The organism is Synechococcus sp. RC10A2 (assembly GCF_047502605.1).
Window position 1 is genome coordinate 26,443 of sequence record NZ_JANSHP010000076.1, and the last position, 23,225, is coordinate 49,667.

General features: G+C 62.0%; 19 protein-coding genes. 12 read left to right on the top strand and 7 right to left on the bottom strand.

Translation table 11 applies throughout. The annotated features are described in order from the left end of the window. The first annotated feature begins 307 nt into the window (after positions 1-307). The 3 genes from NW848_RS10925 (at position 308) to NW848_RS10935 (ending at position 2,926) form a co-directional block, all read left to right on the top strand. Complete coding sequence (locus NW848_RS10925; protein ID WP_099812592.1) at positions 308-742, top strand: type IV pilin protein; 435 nt, start codon at positions 308-310, stop codon at positions 740-742. A gap of 121 nt (positions 743-863) precedes the next feature. Beyond that, positions 864-2,186 (top strand): dihydroorotase, encoded by a 1,323-nt coding sequence (locus tag NW848_RS10930; RefSeq protein ID WP_414402475.1) that lies wholly within the window; start codon positions 864-866, stop codon positions 2,184-2,186. Between the two features lie 338 nt (positions 2,187-2,524). Further along, positions 2,525-2,926: a SaoD/DsrE family protein gene (locus NW848_RS10935; protein ID WP_011429096.1), complete on the top strand. Its 402-nt coding sequence runs from the start codon at positions 2,525-2,527 to the stop codon at positions 2,924-2,926. A 9-nt stretch (positions 2,927-2,935) separates the two neighbouring features. Here the strand turns inward: NW848_RS10935 and clpB are convergent, their stop codons facing one another. From clpB to phoU, 3 genes are all read right to left on the bottom strand, one after another. After that, positions 2,936-5,578 carry an ATP-dependent chaperone ClpB gene (gene clpB / locus NW848_RS10940; protein ID WP_011429097.1) on the bottom strand — a complete coding sequence of 881 codons (2,643 nt, stop codon included), beginning with the start codon at positions 5,576-5,578 and terminating at the stop codon, positions 2,936-2,938. A 192-nt stretch (positions 5,579-5,770) separates the two neighbouring features. After that, positions 5,771-8,056, bottom strand: coding sequence for a ribonuclease R family protein (locus NW848_RS10945; protein WP_099812589.1), 2,286 nt, complete (start codon positions 8,054-8,056; stop codon positions 5,771-5,773). Between the two features lie 57 nt (positions 8,057-8,113). Continuing rightward, on the bottom strand, positions 8,114-8,755 hold the full coding sequence (gene phoU / locus NW848_RS10950) for a phosphate signaling complex protein PhoU (protein ID WP_414402474.1): 642 nt from the start codon (positions 8,753-8,755) through the stop codon (positions 8,114-8,116). Between the two features lie 209 nt (positions 8,756-8,964). Here phoU and NW848_RS10955 point away from each other — a divergent pair, with 209 nt between their 5' ends. Then, the gene (locus NW848_RS10955; RefSeq protein ID WP_414402473.1) at positions 8,965-10,293 is read left to right on the top strand and encodes a four-carbon acid sugar kinase family protein; all 1,329 of its coding nucleotides are present in this window, start codon (positions 8,965-8,967) and stop codon (positions 10,291-10,293) included. A 16-nt stretch (positions 10,294-10,309) separates the two neighbouring features. Next, positions 10,310-11,824 carry an FAD-dependent oxidoreductase gene (locus NW848_RS10960; RefSeq protein ID WP_414511103.1) on the top strand — a complete coding sequence of 505 codons (1,515 nt, stop codon included), beginning with the start codon at positions 10,310-10,312 and terminating at the stop codon, positions 11,822-11,824. On the opposite strand, the gene treZ is transcribed toward NW848_RS10960, so the two are convergent. Further along, positions 11,821-13,659 carry a malto-oligosyltrehalose trehalohydrolase gene (gene treZ / locus NW848_RS10965; RefSeq protein WP_240527760.1) on the bottom strand — a complete coding sequence of 613 codons (1,839 nt, stop codon included), beginning with the start codon at positions 13,657-13,659 and terminating at the stop codon, positions 11,821-11,823. The two genes, NW848_RS10960 and treZ, sit on opposite strands and share 4 nt — an antisense overlap. Positions 13,660-14,067: 408 nt before the next feature. Here treZ and NW848_RS10970 point away from each other — a divergent pair, with 408 nt between their 5' ends. Then, complete coding sequence (locus NW848_RS10970) at positions 14,068-14,247, top strand: hypothetical protein (RefSeq protein WP_011429104.1); 180 nt, start codon at positions 14,068-14,070, stop codon at positions 14,245-14,247. A 62-nt stretch (positions 14,248-14,309) separates the two neighbouring features. On the opposite strand, the gene rpsU is transcribed toward NW848_RS10970, so the two are convergent. Beyond that, positions 14,310-14,495, bottom strand: a complete 186-nt coding sequence (gene rpsU / locus NW848_RS10975) for a 30S ribosomal protein S21 (RefSeq protein ID WP_011429105.1) — start codon at positions 14,493-14,495, stop codon at positions 14,310-14,312. Positions 14,496-14,581: 86 nt separating this feature from the next. Then, entirely contained in the window at positions 14,582-15,838 is a 1,257-nt protein-coding gene (locus tag NW848_RS10980; protein ID WP_414402471.1) for a trypsin-like serine protease, read from the bottom strand. Positions 15,839-16,100: 262 nt separating this feature from the next. Here NW848_RS10980 and NW848_RS10985 point away from each other — a divergent pair, with 262 nt between their 5' ends. The 6 genes from NW848_RS10985 to NW848_RS11010 all read left to right on the top strand — a co-directional run bounded on the left by NW848_RS10985 (position 16,101) and on the right by NW848_RS11010 (position 21,901). Then, positions 16,101-16,289 carry a ParA family protein gene (locus NW848_RS10985; protein ID WP_168175280.1) on the top strand — a complete coding sequence of 63 codons (189 nt, stop codon included), beginning with the start codon at positions 16,101-16,103 and terminating at the stop codon, positions 16,287-16,289. A 4-nt stretch (positions 16,290-16,293) separates the two neighbouring features. Beyond that, positions 16,294-16,722: a hypothetical protein gene (locus tag NW848_RS10990; RefSeq protein WP_414508843.1), complete on the top strand. Its 429-nt coding sequence runs from the start codon at positions 16,294-16,296 to the stop codon at positions 16,720-16,722. Then, the gene (locus NW848_RS10995; protein WP_414401455.1) at positions 16,719-17,057 is read left to right on the top strand and encodes a hypothetical protein; all 339 of its coding nucleotides are present in this window, start codon (positions 16,719-16,721) and stop codon (positions 17,055-17,057) included. The genes NW848_RS10990 and NW848_RS10995 overlap by 4 nt, the downstream gene beginning before the upstream one ends. Positions 17,058-17,195: 138 nt before the next feature. Further along, entirely contained in the window at positions 17,196-18,374 is a 1,179-nt protein-coding gene (locus tag NW848_RS11000) for a 1-deoxy-D-xylulose-5-phosphate reductoisomerase (protein WP_011429108.1), read from the top strand. A gap of 59 nt (positions 18,375-18,433) precedes the next feature. Next, the gene (locus NW848_RS11005; RefSeq protein ID WP_414511104.1) at positions 18,434-20,200 is read left to right on the top strand and encodes an ABC transporter ATP-binding protein; all 1,767 of its coding nucleotides are present in this window, start codon (positions 18,434-18,436) and stop codon (positions 20,198-20,200) included. A 90-nt stretch (positions 20,201-20,290) separates the two neighbouring features. Further along, positions 20,291-21,901: a UDP-N-acetylmuramoyl-L-alanyl-D-glutamate--2,6-diaminopimelate ligase gene (locus NW848_RS11010; RefSeq protein ID WP_414508845.1), complete on the top strand. Its 1,611-nt coding sequence runs from the start codon at positions 20,291-20,293 to the stop codon at positions 21,899-21,901. 7 nt (positions 21,902-21,908) lie between these two features. Here the strand turns inward: NW848_RS11010 and carA are convergent, their stop codons facing one another. Next, positions 21,909-23,102 (bottom strand): glutamine-hydrolyzing carbamoyl-phosphate synthase small subunit, encoded by a 1,194-nt coding sequence (carA, locus tag NW848_RS11015; RefSeq protein ID WP_414508846.1) that lies wholly within the window; start codon positions 23,100-23,102, stop codon positions 21,909-21,911. Between the last annotated feature and the right edge of the window lie 123 nt (positions 23,103-23,225).

The window sequence follows — 23,225 nt, forward strand, 5'->3', positions numbered from 1 at the left end:
GGAAACATCATAGGAGGAATGCTTGAGCAGCATAGCCACCTCCTGCCAACTGCGGTTAGGTCTCTAGGCAAAGCAAGGGAGAAACAGGCAAGGAGTGCTCCTAAAGGCTCCGTCCTGCTAGACGAGGCGAGGAAAGTTTTAGGTCTGTAAAGGGCAACCTGAGATCAAGCTGCATAGAAAGGCCCCCGAGTCGTTTGCACTTGGATACTGACGCTCCAAAGGGGAAGCAGACGCTGCTATGAGCTGACTTTCTCTTCATAAAGCCTATCTAATGCTCTGCCGTCGAGCAACTAAAGCTCCGCACGTCATGACCTTGATCAAGCTGCTGGCGGTAATCGTAATTGTCGGCATTCTCTCTGCTATTAGCATTCCCAATTTTCTTAACCACATTCGCCGTTCCAGAGTTGCAGAAGCCCAGACAGCTCTAGCAGCTATCGGCGGTGCTTCAGAAGTTTTCCGAATGGACTTCATGGTTTATCCTCCTGCCTACGCCGATATTGAATTTGGCGGGATCCACAGGGATCGCTATTTGCAAGATCCTTGGCAAGCCCCCAACTATCGTCTTCCTGAAGTTGTTCCTCCCACTGCTAGCTCAAGCGGCGTTCGTTGGATGACTGAGTCTCACACACATACAACTGTTAGTGGGGATCTCCTGCGCTGCGACCTTGGCTTAGGGGATCGCCAGCAAGAGGTTTTGGCCTCTGGCTACGACCTGCGCAGCTCTTGCAACCTCTATCGCTAGGAAGACAAGACTCGGGCAACTTGAGCTTGAGCTGCCGACTAGCTGTTCCATCGATTGGCCGGTTCTTAACCTGCTCGACAGGTGTTATCTTGAAAGCGCCTGTGAAAGGGGAAGCAGAGCTTTGGCCAGTAGCCTTCTGATCCGCAATGCCGAGCTGGTGGTACCGGAAGGGGATCCCTGGGTGGGAGATGTGCTGGTGCAGGAGGGGCGGATTGCCCAGATTGGCCAACATCTCTCCACAGAAGGGGTGGCTAGGGTCATCGATGCCAAGGGCCATACCCTGATGCCGGGGGTGATCGATCCCCAGGTTCACTTCCGCGAGCCAGGCCGGGAGCACAAAGAAGACCTGCAGACGGGATCCTGGGCTTGCGCTCGCGGCGGGGTAACTAGCTTTTTGGAGATGCCCAATACAGATCCGCCGACAATTGACCAGAGAACGCTGGAGGACAAATTGGCGCGGGCTGCCAGCAAGTGCGTCGTCAACTACGGCTTTTTCATTGGAGCCACTGCCGATAACTTAAAGGAGCTGCAACGGGCGCAAGGAGCCTGCGGCATCAAGATCTTCATGGGATCCATGCATGGCCCCCTATTGGTGGATGATCAGGCTGCCCTAGAGAGGATCTTTGCCGAAACGGATCCCAACCTGGTCATTGCTGTCCACGCTGAGGATCACGCGCGAATTCAGGCCCGCCGAGCTCTTTTTGCCGGACGCACGGACGTAGCCGTTCACTCGCAAATCCAGGACGAGGAAGCGGCGCTCATCGCCTCGCGGCGGGCTTTGGACCTGGCCACCCGCTATCGCCATCGCCTGCACATTTTGCACCTTTCCACCGGCTTGGAAGTGGAGCTGCTGCGCCGGCACAAGCCCGCCTGGGTCAGCGCCGAGGTCACCCCCCAACACCTGTTGCTCAGCACTGCCGACTACGCCCGCCTGGGATCCCTGGCCCAAATGAACCCGCCGCTGCGGGATCCGGCTACCCTCCCCCAGCTTTGGCAGGGGCTGCACGAGGGCATCCTGGATTGCATCGCCACCGACCATGCCCCCCACACCCTGGCCGAAAAAGCCCAGCCCTACCCCCACTCCCCCTCCGGCATGCCGGGGGTGGAGACGGCCCTGCCCCTGATGCTGACTGCCGCCCAGCAGGGCCGCTGTACCCTGCGCCAGGTGGTGCAGTGGATGTGCGAGGCGCCCGCCCGCCTCTACGGGATCCCCAACAAAGGACGGCTGCAGGTGGGCTACGACGCCGACCTGGTGCTGGTGGATCGCCACACGCCCAAGCCGGTGCGGCGGGAAGAGCTGCTCACCAAATGCGGCTGGAGCCCGTTTGAGGGCTGGGAGCTGGTGGGCTGGCCGCTGCTCACCATCGTGGGCGGGCAGATCGCCTTCCAAAATGGCCAGGTGGATCCCTCAGTGCGCGGCAGGGCCCTGACCTTTCGGCGCTAGGGGGATCCCCTTCGAGGTTGCACCTGTTCAAACCTTTCAAGATAGCGGTTGAACACTGGGCTGCTTTGGCTTCTCCCTACTTAAGCAAGAGGAGCAGAGCGCCGGATCCCATCTCAGTTTATACAAATAGCAGTGAAACGGTTCGTTACGTCGTTATTGCCACGCAACACTGTCGCGAACGCGCCGCTCTAACTCCCCTCTCCCTCTGGGAGAGGGGCTGGGGGTGAGGATAGTGACGAGGAACGCTTGGGGAGTGTCTTACGCCCTTTCAGTAAGCCGTGCTACTTTGAAGGCGATAATCGATGATAATCAAGTTGGAAAACACCTAAGGAGCGACTATGAAAGTTGCCTACGTCTTCATCACCCCCCGCGGCGGCACCTACAAGCTGGGCCAGATGATCCTGCCCCAGCTAGAAGCAGGGGTACACGGCGCGGAAGTGGTGGGCATGTTCTTTTTCGACGACAACTGCTTTGTCTTGCGGCAGGGGGATCCCATCGGCGAGCGCCTGGCCAAGATTGCCGAAGCGCAGAACATTTTGCTGATGATGTGCGACATGTGCGCCCTGGAGCGCAACCTGGCGGAAGGGGAACCCAAGTGGTGCGACTCAAAAGGCCAGGGGCGCAAGGAGCCGGGCCATTGTGTTCCCAAAAACGTGGTCAAAGGGGTGCAGGTGGGCTGCTTCCCCGACCTCTACGCGGCCTTGCAAGACAACCCACCTGACCAGGTGATCAGCCTCTAGCCAACTGGCCTAGCTGACGGCTACAGCAGCAGGCGGCTCTTGGCGGGGCTGAGAGCCGATCTTGCGGAAGATCAGCCGCTCGTTGGCCACCTCCACCAGGATGCGGTCGCCGGGCAGGAACTCGTTTTCCAGCAGCTTGGTGGCGAGGGGGTTTTCGATCTCCCGCTGGATTACCCGCTTCAGCGGGCGGGCGCCAAACACGGGGTCGTAGCCCAGCTCGGCCAGGTAGTCCTTGGCCTCTTCGGTGAGGACAATTTCAATTTGCTGATCCGCCAGCAACTGCTCCACCCGCCGCATCTGCAGGCTGACGATCTGGCGGATTTGCTCTTTGGTTAGAGCGTGGAAGATGATCAGTTCATCCACCCGGTTGAGGAACTCCGGCCGGAAGTGGTGCCGCAGCATGGCCAGCACCTGGCTTTTCATCTCCTCGTAGCGGCTCTCGTCGCCGCCAATTTCCAGGATGAGCTCGCTGCCAATGTTGCTGGTCATGATGATGATGGTGTTTTTGAAGTCCACCGTCCTGCCTTGGGAGTCGGTGATGCGGCCGTCGTCCAGCACCTGCAGCAGGATGTTGAAGACATCAGGGTGGGCTTTTTCCACCTCGTCAAAGAGCACCACCGAGTAGGGGCGCCGCCGCACCGCTTCCGAGAGCTGCCCGCCTTCTTCGTAGCCCACATAGCCCGGCGGAGCCCCAATCAAGCGGGAGACGGAGTGCTTCTCCATGTACTCCGACATGTCGATGCGCACCATGGCCTCGGAGGTGTCGAAGAGGAACTCCGCCAGGGCGCGGGCCAGCTCGGTCTTCCCGACGCCGGTGGGCCCCATGAACAGGAACGAGCCGATGGGCCGATTGGGATCCTTGAGGCCGGCCCGGGCCCGCCGGATGGCGGCTGCCACCGCCGCTACCGCCTCGTCCTGGCCCACCACCCGCTGGTGCAAGTGGGCTTCCAGGCGCAGCAGCTTCTGCTTTTCCGACTCCATCAGGCTGGTGACCGGGATCCCGGTCCAGCGGGAGACGATCTCGGCAATGTCTTCGGGCGTCACCTGCTCCCGCAACAAGGGCTCGCCGTTGGCCTGCAGCTTGGCCAGGTGGGCCTCCTGCTCTTGGATCTGGCGCTCCAGCTCCATGAGCTTGCCGTATTTGAGCTCGGCAGCGCGGTTGAGGTCATATTTTTGTTCTGCCTGTTCAATCTGCAGCTTGACGGCATCCCGCTCGGCCTTGAGGTTTTGCAGCCGCTCGATGGCCTCTTTTTCCATCTGCCAACGGGCGCTCAGCTCCCGCTGCCGCTCCATCAAGTTGGCCAGCTCCTGCTCAATTTTGCCCAGGCGCTCTTTGGAGGCGGGGTCGTCTTCTTTCTTGAGGGAGAGCTCCTCCATCTGCAGTTGCATGATGCGCCGGTCGATTTCATCCAATTCGACGGGCTTGGAGGTGATCTCCATCTTCAGCTTGGCCGCCGCTTCGTCCACCAGGTCGATGGCCTTGTCGGGCAGGAAGCGCTCGGAGATGTAGCGGTTGGAGAGGACTGCCGCTGCCACCAGGGCCGAGTCGCTGATTTTGACCCCGTGGTGCAGCTCGTAGCGCTCTTTGAGGCCGCGCAGGATGGAGATGGTGTCTTCCACGGAGGGCTGATCCACATACACCGGCTGGAAGCGGCGCTCCAGGGCGGCGTCTTTTTCGATGTGCTTGCGGTATTCATCCAGGGTGGTGGCGCCAATGCAGCGCAATTCGCCGCGGGCCAGCATGGGCTTGAGCAGGTTGCCGGCATCCATCGCCCCTTCGGCCGCCCCTGCCCCCACCACGGTGTGCAGCTCGTCGATGAAGAGGATGATCTGCCCTTCCGATTCGGTGACCTCCTTGAGCACGGCTTTGAGGCGGTCTTCAAACTCGCCGCGGTACTTGGCGCCGGCAATCAGGGATCCCATATCCAGGGCGATCACCCGCCGGTTTTTCAGCGACTCCGGCACGTCTCCCCGGTTGATGCGCTGGGCCAGGCCCTCGACGATGGCGGTTTTCCCCACACCCGGCTCGCCGATGAGGACGGGGTTGTTTTTGGTGCGGCGGGAGAGCACCTGAATGACGCGGCGGATCTCGTCGTCCCGCCCAATCACCGGATCCAGCTTCCCTTCGCGGGCGGCCTTGGTCAAGTCGCGGCCATAGCGCTCCAGGGCCTCGTAGCGGGACTCGGGATTTTTGTCGGTAACCCGCTGTTTGCCTCGCACCTGTTGGATAACGGGCTTGAGGCGCTCGACCGTCAAGCCCAGGGGTGCTAGAACGCGCTTGCCCACCCGCTCGTCGTCCAGGGATCCCAAAAGCAAGTGCTCTACCGAGATAAAATCATCGCCATACTCTTTGCGAAACTCCTCGGCTCGATCCAGCGTGGTCTCCAGGCCGCGGCCTAGGTAGAGCTGATCCACCCGCGCCAGCTTGGGCTGCTGGTTGATAAAGCTTTCCACTCTATCCCGCACCAGCCTCGGATCGAGGCCGGCCCGCTGCAAAATGGTCTGGGTGAGACCCCCCTCTTGATCCAGAAGGGAGATCAGCAAATGCTCGGTTTCCAACTGTTGCTGCTGGTGCCGCCGGGCTACATCTTGGGATTGGACAATGGCGCTCCAGGCTTTCTCGGTAAATTGGTTGGGATTGGTGGGCTGCATAGGGGTTTGGCAGGAGTTTTTTTACAGTGTATAGGAAGACAATGCAGGGGGCAGCCAAGGGGCTCTCAGCCCTTGCTGCCGACTTGGGGAAGCGCTGCTGGCATCCTACGATCCAGGTATCGCCTATTTTGCCAAAGCCGGAGTTCGCAACAACCGTCCCCTCCTACCGCGATTGATGGACGGATCCCCGCCTTATTCCTCTTCTTCGTAGGGCCGTCCCTCGCCGATCACCGCCAGGTCAATTTGTTGGCGGTAGTAGTCTACGTTTTTAATCTGCACCTCCACCCGATCCCCCAGGCGGAACTGGCGCCGGCTTTTGCGCCCTACCAGGGCCTGCTGGCGGCTGCGGTATTCGTACCAGTCGTTTTTCAGGGTGCTGACCCGCACCAAGCCTTCCGCCAAGATGGGATCCACCTGCACAAAAAAGCCGTAGTTCTGGACGCTGACGATCAGGCCGGGGAACGTCTCCCCCAGGTGTTTTTGCATGAACTCGCACCGCTTCAAGCCCATCAGCTCCCGCTCTGCCTGTTGATGGAGCTGATATCCCGCCTGGATTTTGGGCAGTTGCGCTTGGAGAAAGGCCTGCCACTCCTCATGCACTTTTGGCGGCAGCACCTGCCAATCAATTTGGTCGTAGCTGCCGGGGCCATGCAGATCCACCACGGTTTTGGAGCGCGGGCTGCGGCGATCCCGTCCTTTGCTCAAGGCTAGGTGCAGAGCCCGCAAATTCAGCAAATCGGCATAGCGGCGCAAAGGGGCAGTAAAAGAGGCGTAGGGCTCTTTGAGGCCAAGGCCAAAATGGCCGAGCGGCTCCTGCAGCGGCTGCAGGCAATACTCGACGGGGGGCAGAGTAGCCAACAACTGGGCCACCAAGGCTGGGCTAGTCCCTGCGGCCAAGACATCGGGGGCGGTGATGCGGGCACAGATCCGCTGCCAATCGGCTAACGTCACAGCTTCTGGATCCTGCAAGTTCAGATCCAGCTTCATGGCGTTGGCCAGACGCAAAAAGTTCTGCAGGGCCTCAGCGGTGGGGGGCTTCTGCACGCGGGCCAACGAAGGGATCCCCAATTGGCGCAAATGGTGGCCCAAGGTTTGGTTGGCCAGCAGCAGAATTTCGGTCATCAGGGCGTGGGCGCCGAGGCGATCGCTGACCAGCAGGGGCCCATAGCCGCTTTCATCGGCAGAGTAGGGGGTGAGCAAATCCAACAGGGGCAGATCGAACCCGCCTGCCTGGTGGCGCTTGACTCGCAGGACTTGGCTGAGACGGAGCAGGTTTTGCAGCAGGGCCATCAACTCCGGCACCTCCTCATCGGGGCCCAGATCCGCGGCGGTGGCCAAGAGAGCCTGCACCTGGCCGTAGGAGAGGTGGGCCCGCGACTGCACCAGGCTGGGGTGGATCTCGAAGTTGCGCACCACCCCTTCGGGGTCAATGGTCAGCAGCAGCGAGTAGGCCAGACGCTCCTGCTGCGGCAACAGAGCCAGGCGGCTGTGCACTTCCGGCGGGAAAAGGGGCAGCACCACGCTATCCAGGTAAACCGTGGCGGTGCGCCGCTGCGCCTCCCGCTCCAGGGGGTGATCCGGATCCAGCCAGTGGGCTACATCGGCAATGTGCACCCCCAGCAGCCAGTGGCCCTCTTCTTGCCGCTGCAGGGAGACGGCCACGTTGGGCTCGAGGCCGTGGGGGTGCTGCAAGTCCAGCGGCTCCAGCGTGACGCAAAACCAGTCCCGCAGATCGCGACGGTTCTTTTGGTCGGAGCGGCTCAGCTTTTTGGGCAGAGTTGCCGCAGCCTCCAGCACCGCCGGGGGAAACTCCTGGGGCAGGTCGTACTTGCAGCAGACCAGATCCGCATCGATGGACGCCTCCGGGCCATTGCCCAAGATCTTGCGAATCGTGCCCACGGGGGGCAAGTTGCCCAGCGGGTAGCGCTCCACTTCCACATAGGCCACCCGACCTTCCGCCAGCTCGGCAGGGGATCCCTCGGTCAAGGCCAGCTCGAACAGCAGCCGGTCATCCAGAGGCACCACCCGGAAACCCTCTTCCGTCTGTTTGAGGCGGCCCACGAGAGTGGGATTGGCCCGTTCCACAACAGCTACCACCTCTCCCTCTGGGCTGCGGCGGCGATTGCCTTCTTTGGTAATCCGGGCTATCACTTGGTCGCCGTTCCAAGCGCCGCTAAGGTTGCTGCCGTGGATATACACATCCTCTGCCCCCGGTTCATCCCGCACGGCAAAGCAAAAGCCCTTGCTGGAACAGCGCAAACGCCCCACCACCAAGGATTCATCCGGCTTACGCCGATAGCGGGGCGGATCCCCTGTCCGTTCGAGAAACCCCGCCCGTACCAGACCATCGAGGGCAATCTCGAGCATTTCCGGCGCTTCTGGGTCTGAGGCTGGCAGGAGGGCAAGCAGCGCGTCTTTATCGGTCCATTGCTCGGCAGGTTGAGAGAAAAAGTGATGAAAAATCCGAGAGAAATCCATTGCGGGTATCCAGGGGGAATGAGAGCCGCGATTAAGGGACAGGCGCAGCCACTTGGATTAGTCGCGGTGGCCGGTGACGATAAAGGCTACTCGCTGACCGATGTTGGTGCAGTGGTCGGCCAGACGCTCTAGGTAGCGGATCGCCAGCAACATCAACAGGATAGGCTCGATCGATCCCTTGATGTCAGACTGCTGCGCCAACGTATTGTAAAGGTTGGTGTAGTCTTCATCAACGGCGTCGTCTTCCCCCTTCAGTTGTCGGCCCAGCTCGGCATCCAACTCCGTCAGGGCGGCCAGGCTGTGGCTGAGCATTTTCTGGCAGCGCTGCATCATCAGGCGAATGCGGCTCAGCTCCGGGGGCGGCGGGTACATGACCAAGCGCAGGGCCACTTCGGCCAAATCTTTGGCGTAGTCGCCAATCCGCTCCAGATCGCGTACCAGTTGCATCAGGGTACTGATCCAGCGCAGATCCCGCGCCACCGGGGAGCGCAAGGCAATCAAATTAATACAGTCTTTCTCGATTTGACGATAAAAACGGTCAATTTGCTTGTCTTGGGCGATCACCTGTTCGGCGGCGGCCAAGTTCTGTTCAAACAGGGCCTGCTGGGCCAAGACCACCGACTTTTCCACCAGCGCCCCCATGCGCAGCACGTCCTGCTGTACCCGTTTGATGTGAAGTTGCAGCTCAGCTTGCCCCATGGCTTTCTCCCATGGATGTGGGCAGGGGGGAAATGTCTGCAGTCGTTTTGGATTCAACAGAGCCAGCTGATCTCAATCATGGCAAACTTCGCCTGGAATAGGGGCAGGGAAGATGGCCAACTTGGGGGAAGATGAAAATAGCGGTTGCCCTTTGAGGGGAATTCGTCTGTCTGGAGTTCTCGGGTTGCTTTGTCTATTGAGACGGTCTCATGGCTCTCCCCCCTATCGTTGTGTTGGACGATGATCCCACCGGATCCCAAACCGTTCACAGTTGCTTGCTCCTCACGCGCTGGGATCCGCAAACACTCAAGCTAGGGCTGCAGGATAGCTCGCCGATTCGCTTTATCCTCACCAACACCCGATCCCTGCCAGCGGCGGAGGCTGCCGAGGTGACGCGGTCGGTCTGCCGGGCCCTGAAGCAGGCCATGGGAGAGCTGGGGTGGGAGCGGGCCCTTTTTATCAGCCGCTCCGACTCGACGCTGCGCGGGCACTATCCCTTGGAGACGGATGTGATGGCGGCGGAGCTGGGGCCTTTTGATGCCCACTTTCTGGTGCCGGCCTTTTTTGAAGGAGGACGCATCACCCGCAACAGTGTCCATTATCTACGGGTGGAGGGCCGCTGGGTGCCAGTCCATGAGACGGAGTTTGCCCGCGATGCGGTGTTTGGCTACCACCACAGCTATTTGCCCGAGTATGTGCAGGAAAAGACCCAGGGGCGGATCCGGGCCGAGCAGGTGGTGCGACTGACCCTGGAGCAGATTCGCGCTGGCTGTCTGGAGCAGCTTTTAAGCCTAGGGGGGAATGTCTGCTGTGTGGTGGATGGAGAAACCCAGGCAGATCTGGATCGTTTTGCCCAGGATGTCTGGGCGGCCATAGAGCAGGGGAAGCGCTTTTTGTTTCGCAGCGCCGCCAGCCTCTTGACGGCTTTGGCCCAGTTGCCGCCGCAGCCAGTTCCGCCAGAAGAGATGGGGCAGTTTGTCCGCTCTGACCGGCCAGGGGTGGTGATCGTGGGATCCCATGTCCAAAAGACCAGCCAGCAGTTGGCCCGCCTGCTCCAGGAGCCAGGGATCCAGGGCATCGAGGTGGAGGTAAGGCGGCTCTTGGAGGCGGGGAAGGAAGCCGAGCTGCTGCCGGCAATCCTGGAGCAAGTCCACCGCGCCTACGGGCAGGGCCTGACGCCGGTGGTCTACACCAGCCGGGAAGAAGTGGGGTTTGACGGCGCCAACCCGGAGGCACGCCTGGCCTTTGGGCAGAGAGTTTCCCGCCTGTTGATGGCCATTGTGCAGGGGCTGCCGGAAGGGATCGGCTATCTCATCAGCAAGGGCGGCATTACCTCCAACAACATCCTCAGCGTTGGCCTCAACCTGCCAGCGGTGCGGCTGCTGGGGCAGATCTACCCAGGGATCTCCATGGTGCTCACGCCAGCAGACCATCCCCGCTTTCCCAACTTGCCGGTAGTGCTGTTTCCGGGCAACGTGGGCGAGGCGGATACGCTGGTTTTGATCTACCGTCGCCTCCGCAGCCGCGGCTTGGTCTAGCCTAGTCCTTCCCGCCATGGCTGAACTCGTCTCCCCACCTGAAACTCTGCCTGCCTTGGAGGCCTGGTGGGGATCCCTGCGGCAGGGGCCAACGGTGTTGCCTCCGGCGGTGGTGCACCGCTGTTCTGAGCGCCTGGGCAGCCGGGATGCCGATGTGGTGATTGCCGGCGGCACCCTGGGGATTCTCTTGGGGGCGGCTTTGGCCCGGCGAGGCTGGCGGGTGATCCTGATCGAGCGCGGCATCTTGCGGGGGCGGGAGCAGGAGTGGAACACCTCGCGGCAGGAGCTGCAGGTGTTGTTAGAACTGGAGCTGCTCACCCCGACAGAGTGGGAGGCAATCCAGGTGACCCACTACCCCAGTGGGCGCATTGGCTTTGGGGAGGGTCCCACCTGGTGGGTGGAAGGGGTGCTGAATGTGGGCGTGGATCCGGTCGGCTTGCTGGAGTTCCTCAAGCAGCATTTCCTAGACTGGGGGGGCCAGGTGCGGGAGCAGACCGGGTTTCTCAGCGCCACGGTCCACCCCGATGGGATCCGCATCCAGACCACCGCCGGCCAGCTCAGCGCCCAACTCCTGGTGGATGCCATGGGGCACCGCTCCCCCATCGTGGCCCAGGCCCGCCAAGGGCAGCCGCCGGACAGCGTCTGTCTGGTGGTGGGATCCTGTGCCCAGGGGCTGCCCGACCAACCCACTGGGGATCTGTTCTACAGCTTTACCCCAGCCCAGAACGGCTACCAGCCCTTCTGGGAGGCCTTCCCCGCCCGCGATGGGCGCACCACCTATCTGTTTACCTACTGCGACCGGGATCCCCGCCGACCGAGTCTAGAGAGGCTCTGGGAAGACTACTGCCGGCTGCTCCCTGCCTACCAGGGGGTTGAGCTGGAGCAAATCCGCTGGGTGCGCAAGCTGGGTGGCGTTTTCCCCGCCTACCGGCGCAGCCCGCTGCAACTGCCCTGGGATCGCCTCTTGGCAGTGGGAGACAGCAGCGGCAGCCAGTCGCCCTTGAGCTTTGGCGGCTTTGGGGCGATGTTGCGCCACCTGGATCGCCTGCAACAGGGGATCCACGAGGCCCTGGCGCAGCGGCAGCTCGACCGGGCGGCCCTGGCCCTGCTGCAGCCCTACCAGCCCAATTTGGCGGTGACCTGGCTGTTTCAGAAGGCGATGATCCCCCCTTTGGCGGAGAAAAACTGGGATCCCAACAGCATTAACCGCTTGTTGAGCAGAGTGTTTGAGGCCATGATGGCCGCCGGCCCCCAGGTGGTGCAGCCCTTTTTGCAGGATGTGGTGCAGTTGGGCGGCTTGGCCCAAGCGCTGTGGGGCGTGATGAGGCGGGATCCCTGGCTGGTAGTCGAGCTTTTGCCCCGGCTGGGCTTGCCGGAGCTGGTGGAATGGGCGGGCCACTTCGGCGCCCTCGGCCTCTACGAGCTTTTGCAAAGGCTAGCTGACCGCCCAGAAGCAACCCCGCAAGACTACTTTTGGAAGCGGCGGCGCGAGGCCTGGCGCTACGGCTGCGGCCGGGATCACCTCTCCTAGGTGTTCTGGCCGTACACCACCACCCCATAGGGCGGTATCTCAACGGGCTCCCCTTGGTTTTTTGCCGGCAGGGAGGATCCCTGGTCGCCGCTATCTAGAAGCTTCTGCCAACTGCCGCCGGGCCATTGGGCGTAGGTGACCACCTGGTCGGGGCTGAAGTTCAACAGGGCCAGGACAGCTTGGGATCCCTGGTGGCGGTGCAGGGCCAGGCCAGTTTGGGCAAACAGCTCCACCTCCACCGAGTTCCGCTCCAGGTTTTGCAGCGGCGCCAGGGTCTTGCGCAAGTGAATGAGGGTTTGGTACCACCGCCGCAAGACCTGGTGATGGCCGGCGTGGCCCAGTTCCCAGTTGAGCTTCGAGCGCAAGAAAGTCTCTTCCGCTTGGGGATCCGGCACCTCCCCTTGCCAGGCAAAGGCGCTGAACTCGCGGCGGCGTCCTTGGCGCACCGCTTCCACCAGGTCGGGATCCCCGTGGCTGACAAAATACAGAAACGGCGCCACCTCCCCGTATTCTTCCCCCATAAACAGCAGCGGCAGCATGGGGGCCAGCAGCAAAGCAGCGGCAGCCAACTTGAGACCTTCAAAAGAAGTGAGCTGGCTGAGGCGCTCTCCCAGCCTGCGGTTGCCCACCTGGTCGTGGTTTTGGATGCAGATTACAAACTGGGATCCCGGCCTGCCGATGGCGGAATTGCCGTGGCGCCTGCCGCGGTAGGGGGAGTACTGGCCGGAATAGACGTAGCTTTCGCGGTAGGCCTTGGCTAGGTGCTCCAATTGGCCAAAGTCTTGGTAGTAGCCTGTCTTTTCCCCGGTCAGCAGGGTGTGAACCGAGTGATGGAAGTCGTCGCACCACTGGGCATCTAGCCCGTAGCCCCCCTGCTCGCGGGGGGTGATGAGGCGGACATCGTTGAGGTCGCTTTCCGCTACCAGAACCCTAGGCCAGCCGCTGCGCGCTTCTAGGGCATCTACCCGCTCCGCCAATTCTTGCAAAAAAGGGTGGGCGCTGAAGTCGTAGATGGCGTGCACCGCGTCCAGCCGCAGGCCGTCCAGGTGAAACTCCTCTAGCCAGTACTCGGCATTTTGCAGGAAAAACTCCCGCACGCCGTCGGAGGAGCGGTCGTCGAAGTTGAGGGCCTCTCCCCAAGGAGTGCGGTACTTGTCGGTGAAGTAGGGGCCAAAGTCCCGCAGGTAGTTCCCCTCCGGCCCCAGGTGGTTGTAGACCACATCCAAAACAACCGCCAGGCCCTGCTGATGGCAGGCGTTGACCAGTGCTTTCAGGCCCGCTGCTCCCCCATAGCTGGCCTGCACGGCATAGGGATAGACGCCGTCATAGCCCCAGTTGCGCTCCCCCGGAAACTGGGCCACCGGCATCAGCTCCAGCACGTTGACCCCCAGCTCCACCAGGTGCGGCAGGCGAGGGATCAGGGCGGCAAAGGTGCCCTCTGGGGTAAAGGTGCCTACATGGAGCTCGTAGAGGATCCACTGGGAGAGCGGGATCCCCCGCCAGCCCTGATCCTGCCAGTCGAAGTGGGGATCCACCACCCGCGATGGGCCGTGGACGCCGTAGGGCTGGCAGCGGGAAGCGGGATCTGGCCGCTCCACCACCCCCGCTGCGGTGTGCAGACGGTAGAGGTAGTCCACCGGCCCCGGCGGGATCCCCTCCACCTCCGCCTGCCAATAGCCCTGCTCCTCCTGCTTGAGAGGGATAACCTGTTGGACAGGGCTGATTATCTTCAGCTCCACTTGTTCGACTAAGGGCGCCCATACCGAGAAGCGATAGCGGCCCTGCCCCAAGGGATAGGCGCCCATCCGTCCGAGCGGAGGAGAAGTCTGAAGCACGAAACCTGTCTGCACAACTTGGCTTCTACTATAGCGCCTTGCTCCCCTACACAAAAGGATAGCTTGGTAGCCCCGTACTTTAGTACGGGGCGGAAAAGCCCTTGAGCAACTTTAGTTGCTTCTTTTAGCTAGTACAGAGCTTCTCCAGGAAAACGACCTACTGCGGTGCAAAACCCGCGCGGCAATAACTAACCTGGAGGAACTTAAGTCCGAAGTAAGCAGAACTTTGAGGTTATGCCTCAAAGAACTGTCTAGGGGCGTGTTGAAAGCGCCTTCGCGAGTCCATTTTGAGCTGCGTAAGAATCCCCTGGGTGGGAGTGTCAAAGAACCTAAACTCTCCTGCTTCCCCTGCTGAGAAGGAGCCAGCCAGGCAAGAGGGCACCTGGCTCAAAAGAACCCTAGGGGAAGTTGCACCTGCAAACCCCCTCGGCGGATTCCCTTCTGGATGCAGGCGTGCTCAGCGCTATTCGGCGCTCCGCCCCCTTTCCTCCCTTGCCGAAGAGGTTTGCCGGCGAGAAACTGGTGCTGGAAGTTAAGGTGTTGAGCGGATCCCTGAAGGCTAGCCTCGTTGGGGATCCGAAAAACTAAGCCGAACCCTGGTTTGGCTACCTTGTATAGCCACAAGCCAAGTTCAGACTACTGAGAATTGCCTAGGCCATGGACTTACGGCGGTTGCGCCGCATGGCTACCGCTTTGCGCTTGCGCTTTTCCAGGTTGGTTTCAAAGTGGCGATGGTTGCGCAGATCCCGCAGAATGCCCGCCTTGGAGACCTGGCGCTTGAAGCGGCGCAGCGCCGATTCGATCCCTTCGTTTTCGCCAATCGTCACTTGAGTCATAAAGAAGCTATCTCCTCCGTCGATGAGTAGAACGAAAGCACAATCGGGATCCCTATCCTAAACCATCTCCGCCCTGCTGCTGACGGTTACAGGGCGCGGCTGCCAAAGTTGAGGCCCGAAACCGCCTCACCCTCTCTCAAATTCACGACAAACGAGGCCGTTGTTCCGGTGGAAGGCGGCGGAGAAGGCGTTGGCGCTGGGCTGGGGGCGCTGCCGATTACGGATTGTACAAAACCCACAAAGCTGGACACTCGCGTGTACACCCCGTAGAAATTGGGCTGGGCGCAACCTTGGCCAAAACTGGTGATCCCGGCTAGGGCAAAGCCACTGCTGGTAGGAACAACCAAGGGCCCACCGCTATCACCCTTGCAAGTATCCACACCCCCTTGAGGAAAGCCAGCGCAGAGCATGGTTTCCAAAATGGCGCCGTTGTAAGACTGGGGAGCATTGCACACCTCGTTGCTGACGAGGGGAACTTCGGCCTGCTGTAGAGCCCTGGGAAAGCCGCTGGGCTCCTCCTCGAGAGTGCGGGGGAAGGTGGCTCCCCAGCCGAGGATGGTGGCGAGAGTACCAGGGGCAGTCAGATTGGTTTGGTCGGGTTGCACTAGCGGCAGGATAGGCAGCGCCGCCGGCTGAGAGAGGCGCACCAGGGCAATGTCATTCCCCCCCTCTGGCCCTCGTTGGGGGTCGTAGTTGGGGTGGATAACAATTTGCGCAGCCCGAATTCGCTGGCCGGCACCGATTTGCAAGACGGTGGTACCCAACAGCAGATCCAGACTTTGGACATCCACGTCCGGCTCGCCTTGGTCGTCGAAAAAGCAGTGGGCGGCGGTAAGCACCCACTCCGGGGCAATCAGGGATCCCCCGCAAGACAGCGCCTGAAAAGGATCCGGTTCAGTCGCGTCTAGCAAGGCCACCATCCAGGGAAAGGCTCCCGGCTGAGCCGGCCTACCACCGACAATCCGCCCCGCTCCTGGGCGCGGCGTGGTGAACACTCGCCCTGGAGGCAAGATGGCAGTAACCCGGTAGGTGCCGGGGGACAAGTTGGAGAAACGAAAGTTGCCGTTGGCATCGCTGACAGTGCTGGGTTCCCCTGGATCGAGGCGTCCATTGCTGTTCAAGTCCAGAAAGGTGGTGATGCCCGGCAGCCCCGGCTCCCCCGGATCCCGTAGGCCATTGCCGTTGAGGTCGTCAAAATGGGATCCCTCGATGCGTCCTGCAGGAGGGGCCGGGAGCGGCGGCAGGGGGCGACCGGAATTCCCTCCGCCACAGGCGCTGAGGCCCAGAGCCAGCCACAGCCCCACCACAGGAGACCAGGAGCGAGACTTTGAGGGATGGGCCATGCTCAGCTTCTCCGGGACGAGGAAGGGAGGTAGCGTCCGAGGGCGAGGGGCTGGGAGAGAGCCCGCAGTTCCTCAGCCGGCTTTGCCGACCAAGGATATCGTACCAGCGAAGCCCCTCGCGTGCGGAGAGAGGAAAACGTGATGCGGCGCTCGGATCCCCTCAGTTGCCCAAAACCCCAGGCTCCGGCGCGCGGATGCACAGCTTGCCTCTTTCCGCCTCTGGAAGTGGGCTGTAAAACCAGGTTGGGAGGGTGTGTGGCAGATGAATATCGCGGTCTTGGGGTTCAAAGGAGGTGTGGGCAAAACCACCACGGCGGTCCATCTGGCCCTCTACCTTCAACAACGGTGCGCAGCCCAGGCAGGTACACCCCAGGTGTCGCTGCTGCTCGACGCCGATCCCAATCGCTCTGCTTCTCGCTGGGCAGAACGCGGCTCTCCCTTTCCTGTCTAAAGTGGTGGCCGGGGATCCCACCACGCCCACGCCCACGAGCTTTCAGCATACGCTGATCGACACCCCCGCCCGCCCCACCCCCGAACAGTTGAGCCTGGTGGCGGAGCGGTGTGAAGTATTGCTTTTGCCCTGTTCTCCAGATGCCCTGGCCCTGGATGCTCTGATGCTGACTGTTAACGCCCTGAACCGTTTGGGGGCAAAACACTGCAAAGTTTTGCTGACGCTGGTTCCCCCCTGGCCCAACCGGGATGGGGCCGAGGCCCGCAGCTTTCTCCAACAGGCCGGGATCCCGCTCTGCCACCATTCGATTCGCCGCACGGTGGCCTTTCAGCAGGCTGCCCTGGAGGGAGTCTGTGTCAACGAGATCCCGGATCCCAGAGCCAAGCAAGCCTGGTCAGACTACGTTGCGGTGGGAGAGGAAATCCTGTCATGAGCAAGTTTAAGCGCCTGCTCGACCGACAGCCAGAGGGGATCCCGGCTCGCCCTGCCCCCAAAAAACTGAGCGCCCAAGCCTACAAGATCCCTGAGCCGCCGGAAGCAGGCGCCAAGCCCAACAGCTCTGAGTACGTCAAGCTGACGGCCTACATTTCCAAAGAGACGCACCGAGCTGTGAAGCGCCTCCTGCTGGAATCGGATCAAGACCTCTCGGAGTTGATCGAGGCTCTGCTCGCCCAGTGGCTGCGCTCTCAATCGGCTAAGGCCTGGCCCTCGGAGGATCCCTTGTCATCGAGAGGGCTGGCCTCAGGTGGAGCAGACCAGCCCAGATAGGAATAAGATGAGGGCGGGAGGCAGGCCTACCCCTCTGCGAGGTGGAGCGCTAGGGCACAATGCGCCGTAAGGGCAGCGGTTTTTTTGCGCTCCTTCTCCTCAAGTTGATTAAATTGACTGGTGCAAAAGGGATCCCTTATGCAAGCCATCACTCTGCTCGGCTCCACCGGCTCCATTGGCACCCAAACTCTGGATTTGGTGGCCCAGTATCCAGAGCGTTTTCGGGTTGTCGGCTTGACCAGCTACAGCAATGTTACCCTCCTGGCAGAACAGGTGTGGCGGTTTCGGCCCCAGATTGTGGCCATCGGGCGGGAGGAGCTGCTGCCGGAGCTGCGATCCCTGCTGACCGGGATGCGGCCGCTGCCGGAGCTGGTGGCGGGAACGGAGGGGCTGTGTCAGGTGGCGGCCCACCCGGCGGCCCAGCGGGTGGTGACCGGGATCGTTGGCTGTGCCGGCCTCTTGCCCACCTTGGCCGCTATCCGCGCCGGCAAAGACATTGCCCTGGCCAACAAAGAAACCCTGGTGGCAGGCGGCCCGGTGGTGCTGCCCCTGGTACGAGAGTACGGCGTCAAGCTCATCCCGGTGGACTCGGAGCATTCGGCCATCTTTCAATGCCTACAGGGGGTGCCGCCGGGATCCCTGCGCAGGATCTTGTTGACGGCTTCCGGGGGAGCTTTTCGGGATTGGCCTGCCGAAAAACTAGATCAGGTCACCTTGGCCGACGCCCTCAAACACCCCAACTGGGTGATGGGGCGCAAGATCACCATCGACTCGGCTACCCTGATGAACAAGGGCCTGGAGGTGATCGAGGCCCACTGGCTGTTTGGTTTGGATTATGACCGGATCGAGGTCCTCATCCACCCCCAGAGCATTGTCCACTCCTTGATCGAGCTGGCAGATACTTCTGTTCTGGCCCAGTTGGGCTGGCCGGATATGCACCTGCCCATCCTCTATGGCCTCAGTTGGCCGGAGCGCTTAGCCACCCCTTGGGATCCCCTCGATTTGGTCAAGCTGGGATCCCTCACTTTTAAGGCTCCGGATCACCGCAAGTACCCTTGCCTACAACTGGCTTATGCTGCTGGACAGGCAGGAGGAACCCTGCCGGCAGTGTTGAATGCCGCCAACGAAGCGGCGGTGGCCCTCTTCCTACAGGAGCGCATCCGCTTTTTGGACATCCCTCGCCTTTTGGAGCAGGTGTGCGAGCGGCACCAGGTCATCCCTGCCCCCAGCCTGGAGGACATTCTGGAAGTGGATGCCTGGGCGCGGCAACAGGTGGAGCTGCTGGCGCAGCAGGCCCCGGCCCAAGTTCTGGCCTGATCCCTACCGGGGGGATCCGGCACAGCGCTAGAGTGGGAAAAGGCTTGAGGAGCACCTGAGTGGCGGGATCCCATCTCCGACAACTGGCCCATTATCTGCGCCCCTATCGCCGGCAGGTGGCGCTGGGCATTGGATCCCTGCTGGTGGTAAACGGCCTGGGGGTGTTCCTGCCCTGGTACGTCAAGCTGGCCATCGACGATCTCAGCCAGAACTTGGCCGCCCTGTCGCCGCAGCGCATTGCACTTTACGCCCTGACGGTGTTGATCGTCTCCAGCCTGATGATGGGCATTCGCATTGCCTCGCGGGTGTGGATGTTTGGCGTGGGGCGGCAGGTGGAGTTCCGCCTCAAGCAGGCCATCTTCGAGCATTTGCTGACGCTGCAGCCTTCCTACTTTGCCCAGCAGACGGTTGGGGATATCCTCACCCGCATCACCAGCGATGTGGAAAATGTCCGCCGCCTGTTGGGCTTTGCCCTGCTTAACTTGGCCAACACGATCTTTGCCTACGGCAGTACGCTGCCGGCCATGTTTGGCATTGAGCCGCGTCTGAGCGCCCTGGCCCTATCGGTGTTTCCGGTGATGCTGGTGCTGGTGAAGTTGAGCAGCTCCCGTCTGCAGCAGGAGCAGCTCCAGGTGCAGCAGGAGCTGGCGGATCTAAGCGATCTCATCCAGGAGGACATGAACGGCATTGCCCTGATCAAGGTGTATGCCCAGGAAGAGCACGAGCAGAGGGAGTTTCGCCGCCGCAACGAGCGGCTGCTGCAGGCCAATTTGCGCCTGGCCCTCACCCGCAACCTGCTTTTTCCTTCCCTGGTGGCCTTGGTCAGCCTGAGCCTGCTGCTGCTGCTGGCGGTGGGCGGACCCCAGATTGCCGCCGGGACGCTGACGATTGGGGATTTTTCTGCCCTCACCCTCTACGTGGAACGGCTGGTGTTTCCCACCACTCTGCTGGGCTTTACCATCACTGCCTACCAGCGGGGCCAGGTCAGCCTGGAGCGGATCGACGCCCTGCTGCGGGTAGAGCCCACCATCCGCGATGCTCCCCAGGCTCTACCCCTACCTCTGGAACAGGTGCAGGGGCGTATCGAGGCCAGGGGCCTGACTTTTGCCTATGCCGACACAGGATCCGCAACGCCGGCGCTGCAGGATCTGCACTTTTGCGTCGAGCCGGGCCAATTGGTGGCGGTGGTGGGGCCGATTGGGGCGGGCAAATCCACCCTGGCCAATGCCCTGCCCCGCCTGCTGGAGATCCAGCCGGGGCAACTGTTTTTGGATGGGCAGGACATCACCCAGCTCCAACTGGGATCCCTGCGGCGGGCCATTGCCTACGTGCCCCAGGAGAGCTTTCTGTTCAGCGCCAGTGTTCGGGATAACATCCGCTACGGCAAGCCGGATGCCGAAGACTGGGAGGTGGAATGGGCCGCCAAGGCCGCCCACATCCACGCCGAGATCCTCACCTTTCCCAAGGGCTACGACACGCTGGTGGGGGAGCGGGGCATCACCCTTTCTGGCGGCCAGCGGCAGCGGGTGGCCCTGGCGCGGGCTCTGCTGGTGGATGCGCCGATTTTGATCCTGGATGACTGTCTCTCCAGCGTGGACAACCAGACGGCCCAGGCCATTCTCCGCCACCTGCGCCAGGCCAGGGCCCAGAAAACGGCGATCTTCATTACCCATCGCCTCACGGCGGCGGTGGAGGCGGATCAGATCTGGGTCATGGACAAGGGCCGCATCGTGCAGCAGGGATCCCATGCCCAGTTGCTGGCAGATCCCCAGGGGCTCTACGCCCGTCTCTGGGCCAAGCAGAAGCTGGAAGAGGCCCTGGCCTAGGTTTTCTCGGGGAGAGATCTGGCGGATCTATGGCCAGGAAGCCGGCTGAGCGGATACCGTAGGCGGCAAAGCATTGGGGTGAGAGGTGACATGGAGACTGCCGGGATCGTTGGCGTTAGCGGTGCGGAGCCTTCTCTAGGCCAATTGCTCAACCAAGCCGGGATCCAACCCCAGGTGGTTCAGGGATCCCTAGAGGGCGTGCAGGTCAGGGGTCTGTGTGCCGATTCGCGCCAGGTGCAGGCTGGGGATCTCTTCTTGGGCATGCCGGGATCCCGCGTTGACGGCGGCGAGTTTGTCCGCGAGGCGCTCACCCGAGGAGCCGTGGCGGCCCTTATTGCCCAGGAGGCTTGGGAGAAAGTTAGCGGAGAGGCTGGAGGAGGCAGTCAGCCCATTCTGGTTTTGCCCCGCAGCGGCATCAACAGGGCCCTGGCCCAGGTGGCGGCGGCCTTCTACGGCTTTCCCGCCCGCCAGCTTACCCTGGTGGGAGTTACCGGCACCAACGGCAAGACCACCACCACCCATCTCATCGAGCATCTGCTGCAGGCCGCCGGTCGCCCCACTGCTTTGCTGGGCACCCTCTACAACCGCTGGCCTGGGCACTGTGAAGTAGCCCCCCACACCACCCTGTTTCCGCTGGAGCTGCAGCGCAGCCTGAGACAAGCCAAAGAAGCCGGGGCGGAGGTGGCGGTGATGGAGGTCAGCTCCCATGCCTTGGCCCAGGATCGGGCCTGGGGGTGTAGCTTTGCCGCTGCCGTCTGGACCAACCTCACCCAGGATCACCTGGATTTCCACGGCAGCATGGAAAACTACTGGCAGGCCAAGGCCACCCTCTTCCAGCCGGAGTACTTGCAGGGGCGGGCGGTGGTCAACGCCGACGACGAGGGGGGACGGCGGCTGCTTGAGACCATCCCAGCCTCTCTGGAGCCCTGGGCCTATTCCCTGCAGCCCCTGGAAGGGATCCCTGCCCTCTGGCCCGGCGACGTTCAAGTTCACCCCAACGGCCTGCAGGCCACCCTGCACACCCCTCTGGGCACCTTGGCCGTGGCAGCGCCCCTGGTGGGATCCTTCAACCTGGCCAACCTGCTGGCGGCGGTGGGGGTGGCGCTGCACCTGGGGATCCCCCTTGAGCTCATCCAGGCGGCCCTGCCCCATTTTCCCGGGGTGCCGGGGCGGATGGAGCGGGTAACCTTGCCGGGGCAGGACATCACGGTAATCGTGGACTATGCCCACACCCCCGATGGGCTGGAGAACTTGCTCAAGGCCCTGCGCCCGCAAGTGCAAGGCCGGCTGATCTGCGTCTTTGGCTGTGGCGGGGATCGGGATCGGGGCAAACGCCCACAGATGGGCCGCATTGCCGCCACCTGGGCAGATCAGGTGATCGTTACCTCCGACAACCCCCGCACCGAAGATCCCCAGCAGATCCTACGGGATATTTTGGCCGGGATCCCTGGATCCCCCAGGGCGGTGGAGGTGGATCGGCGGCAGGCCATTCGCCTGGCCATCCTCGCAGCCCAGCCAGGGGATACGGTGGTCATTGCCGGCAAAGGCCATGAGGACTACCAGATCCTGGGCACCGAGAAGATTCACTTCGACGACCGAGAAGAAGCCCGTGCCGCCCTCGCCCTACGCCTCTGCTCCCCTCTCCCTTTGGGAGAGGGGCTGGGGGTGAGGGAATCCCTCAGGGAGAGGGGCTGGGGGTGAGGGGCGGCTAACGCGAGCGGTTTTGCAGCATCAGCTCGACAAACTCCCGAAAGAGGTGGTCGGCATCGTGGGGGCCGGGGCTGGCTTCCGGGTGGTACTGCACCGAAAAGAGGGGCAACTGGCGGTGGCGGATCCCGGCCACGGTGCGGTCATTGAGGTTGAGGTAGCTGATCGCCACCCCATCCCCAGGGAGCGAAGCGGCCTCCACCGCAAAGCCGTGGTTTTGGCTGGTGATCTCCACTTCCTTCTCCAGCCCACAGGGGTGGTTGAGGCCGCGGTGGCCGAACTTGAGCTTGTAGGTGGATCCGCCCAGGGCCAGGCTGAGGATCTGGTGGCCTAGGCAGATGCCGAACATCGGCTTCCCGCTCTGCAGCAGCGCCTGGGTGGTGCGGATGGCCGTCGTCTCTGCCGCCGGATCCCCCGGCCCGTTGGAGAGGAGGATCCCGTCGGGGTTGTAACTCAAAATCTCCTCGGGGCTGGCGTGGGCCGGCAACACCATCACCCGGCAGCCGTAGCGGGCCAGGCGGCGCAAGATGTTGCGCTTGATGCCAAAATCCAGCGCCACCACCCGCAAGGGGGGATCCGGAATCGGGATCCCTTGGCTGCGGCCATAGTCCCAATCGGCAGGCGTAGGCTCCAGCCACTCGTAGGGTTGAGGAGTGGTAACCTCTGCCACCAAGCTCAACCCCTGCATGGAAGGAGCCTGGCGCACCCGCTCCAACAAAACCTGGGGATCCAAAGTCTCTGTGGAAAGGGCCCCGTTCATCACCCCCTGAGAGCGCAGCCGCCGTGCCAAAGCCCGCGTATCTACCCCAGCAATGCCCGGGATCCCATGCTGTTGCAGATAGTGGGGAAGGGTGGATGTAGCCCGCCAGGAGCTGGCCAAGCGCGATACATTGCGGGCAATCACCCCTGCTACTTGGGGCCGAGCCGATTCTTCGTCCAGCTCATTGACTCCGGTGTTTCCCAGCTCAGGGCAGGTAAAGGTCACAATCTGCCCCCGGTAGCTGGGATCGGTCATCACCTCCTGGTAGCCAGTCATGCCCGTGTTGAACACCACCTCGCCCACCGCCGTGCCCGGCGCCCCAAAAGACCAGCCGGCAAAGGAAGTGCCATCCGCCAGCACGAGCAGAGCCGGCTGCCGAGTTTGCCAGGGGAAGGCTTTTTGTGAAGCTTCAAGAGTTGGGGAAGAGGTCAGCATAGCCAATGACCTACGGCAGCTTAGGACAGGAGCCTGGCAACCTTTAAGCCACGGCCTGACCATCCTACCCGCTCCGAAAGACTTATGCAACGCTGAACAAAGCAGAACTTTGCCCAGCATCGC

Coding starts and splice junctions, on each gene's coding strand:
- NW848_RS11010 (WP_414508845.1), top strand. CDS start 20,291: ATGGAGACTGCCGGGATCGTTGGCGTTAGCGGTGCGGAGCCTTCTCTA.
- NW848_RS10980 (WP_414402471.1), bottom strand. CDS start 15,838: ATGGCCCATCCCTCAAAGTCTCGCTCCTGGTCTCCTGTGGTGGGGCTG.
- NW848_RS10995 (WP_414401455.1), top strand. CDS start 16,719: ATGAGCAAGTTTAAGCGCCTGCTCGACCGACAGCCAGAGGGGATCCCG.
- NW848_RS10985 (WP_168175280.1), top strand. CDS start 16,101: ATGAATATCGCGGTCTTGGGGTTCAAAGGAGGTGTGGGCAAAACCACC.
- NW848_RS10925 (WP_099812592.1), top strand. CDS start 308: ATGACCTTGATCAAGCTGCTGGCGGTAATCGTAATTGTCGGCATTCTC.
- clpB (WP_011429097.1), bottom strand. CDS start 5,578: ATGCAGCCCACCAATCCCAACCAATTTACCGAGAAAGCCTGGAGCGCC.
- NW848_RS10960 (WP_414511103.1), top strand. CDS start 10,310: ATGGCTGAACTCGTCTCCCCACCTGAAACTCTGCCTGCCTTGGAGGCC.
- NW848_RS11000 (WP_011429108.1), top strand. CDS start 17,196: ATGCAAGCCATCACTCTGCTCGGCTCCACCGGCTCCATTGGCACCCAA.
- NW848_RS10955 (WP_414402473.1), top strand. CDS start 8,965: ATGGCTCTCCCCCCTATCGTTGTGTTGGACGATGATCCCACCGGATCC.
- carA (WP_414508846.1), bottom strand. CDS start 23,102: ATGCTGACCTCTTCCCCAACTCTTGAAGCTTCACAAAAAGCCTTCCCC.
- phoU (WP_414402474.1), bottom strand. CDS start 8,755: ATGGGGCAAGCTGAGCTGCAACTTCACATCAAACGGGTACAGCAGGAC.
- NW848_RS10945 (WP_099812589.1), bottom strand. CDS start 8,056: ATGGATTTCTCTCGGATTTTTCATCACTTTTTCTCTCAACCTGCCGAG.
- NW848_RS10935 (WP_011429096.1), top strand. CDS start 2,525: ATGAAAGTTGCCTACGTCTTCATCACCCCCCGCGGCGGCACCTACAAG.
- rpsU (WP_011429105.1), bottom strand. CDS start 14,495: ATGACTCAAGTGACGATTGGCGAAAACGAAGGGATCGAATCGGCGCTG.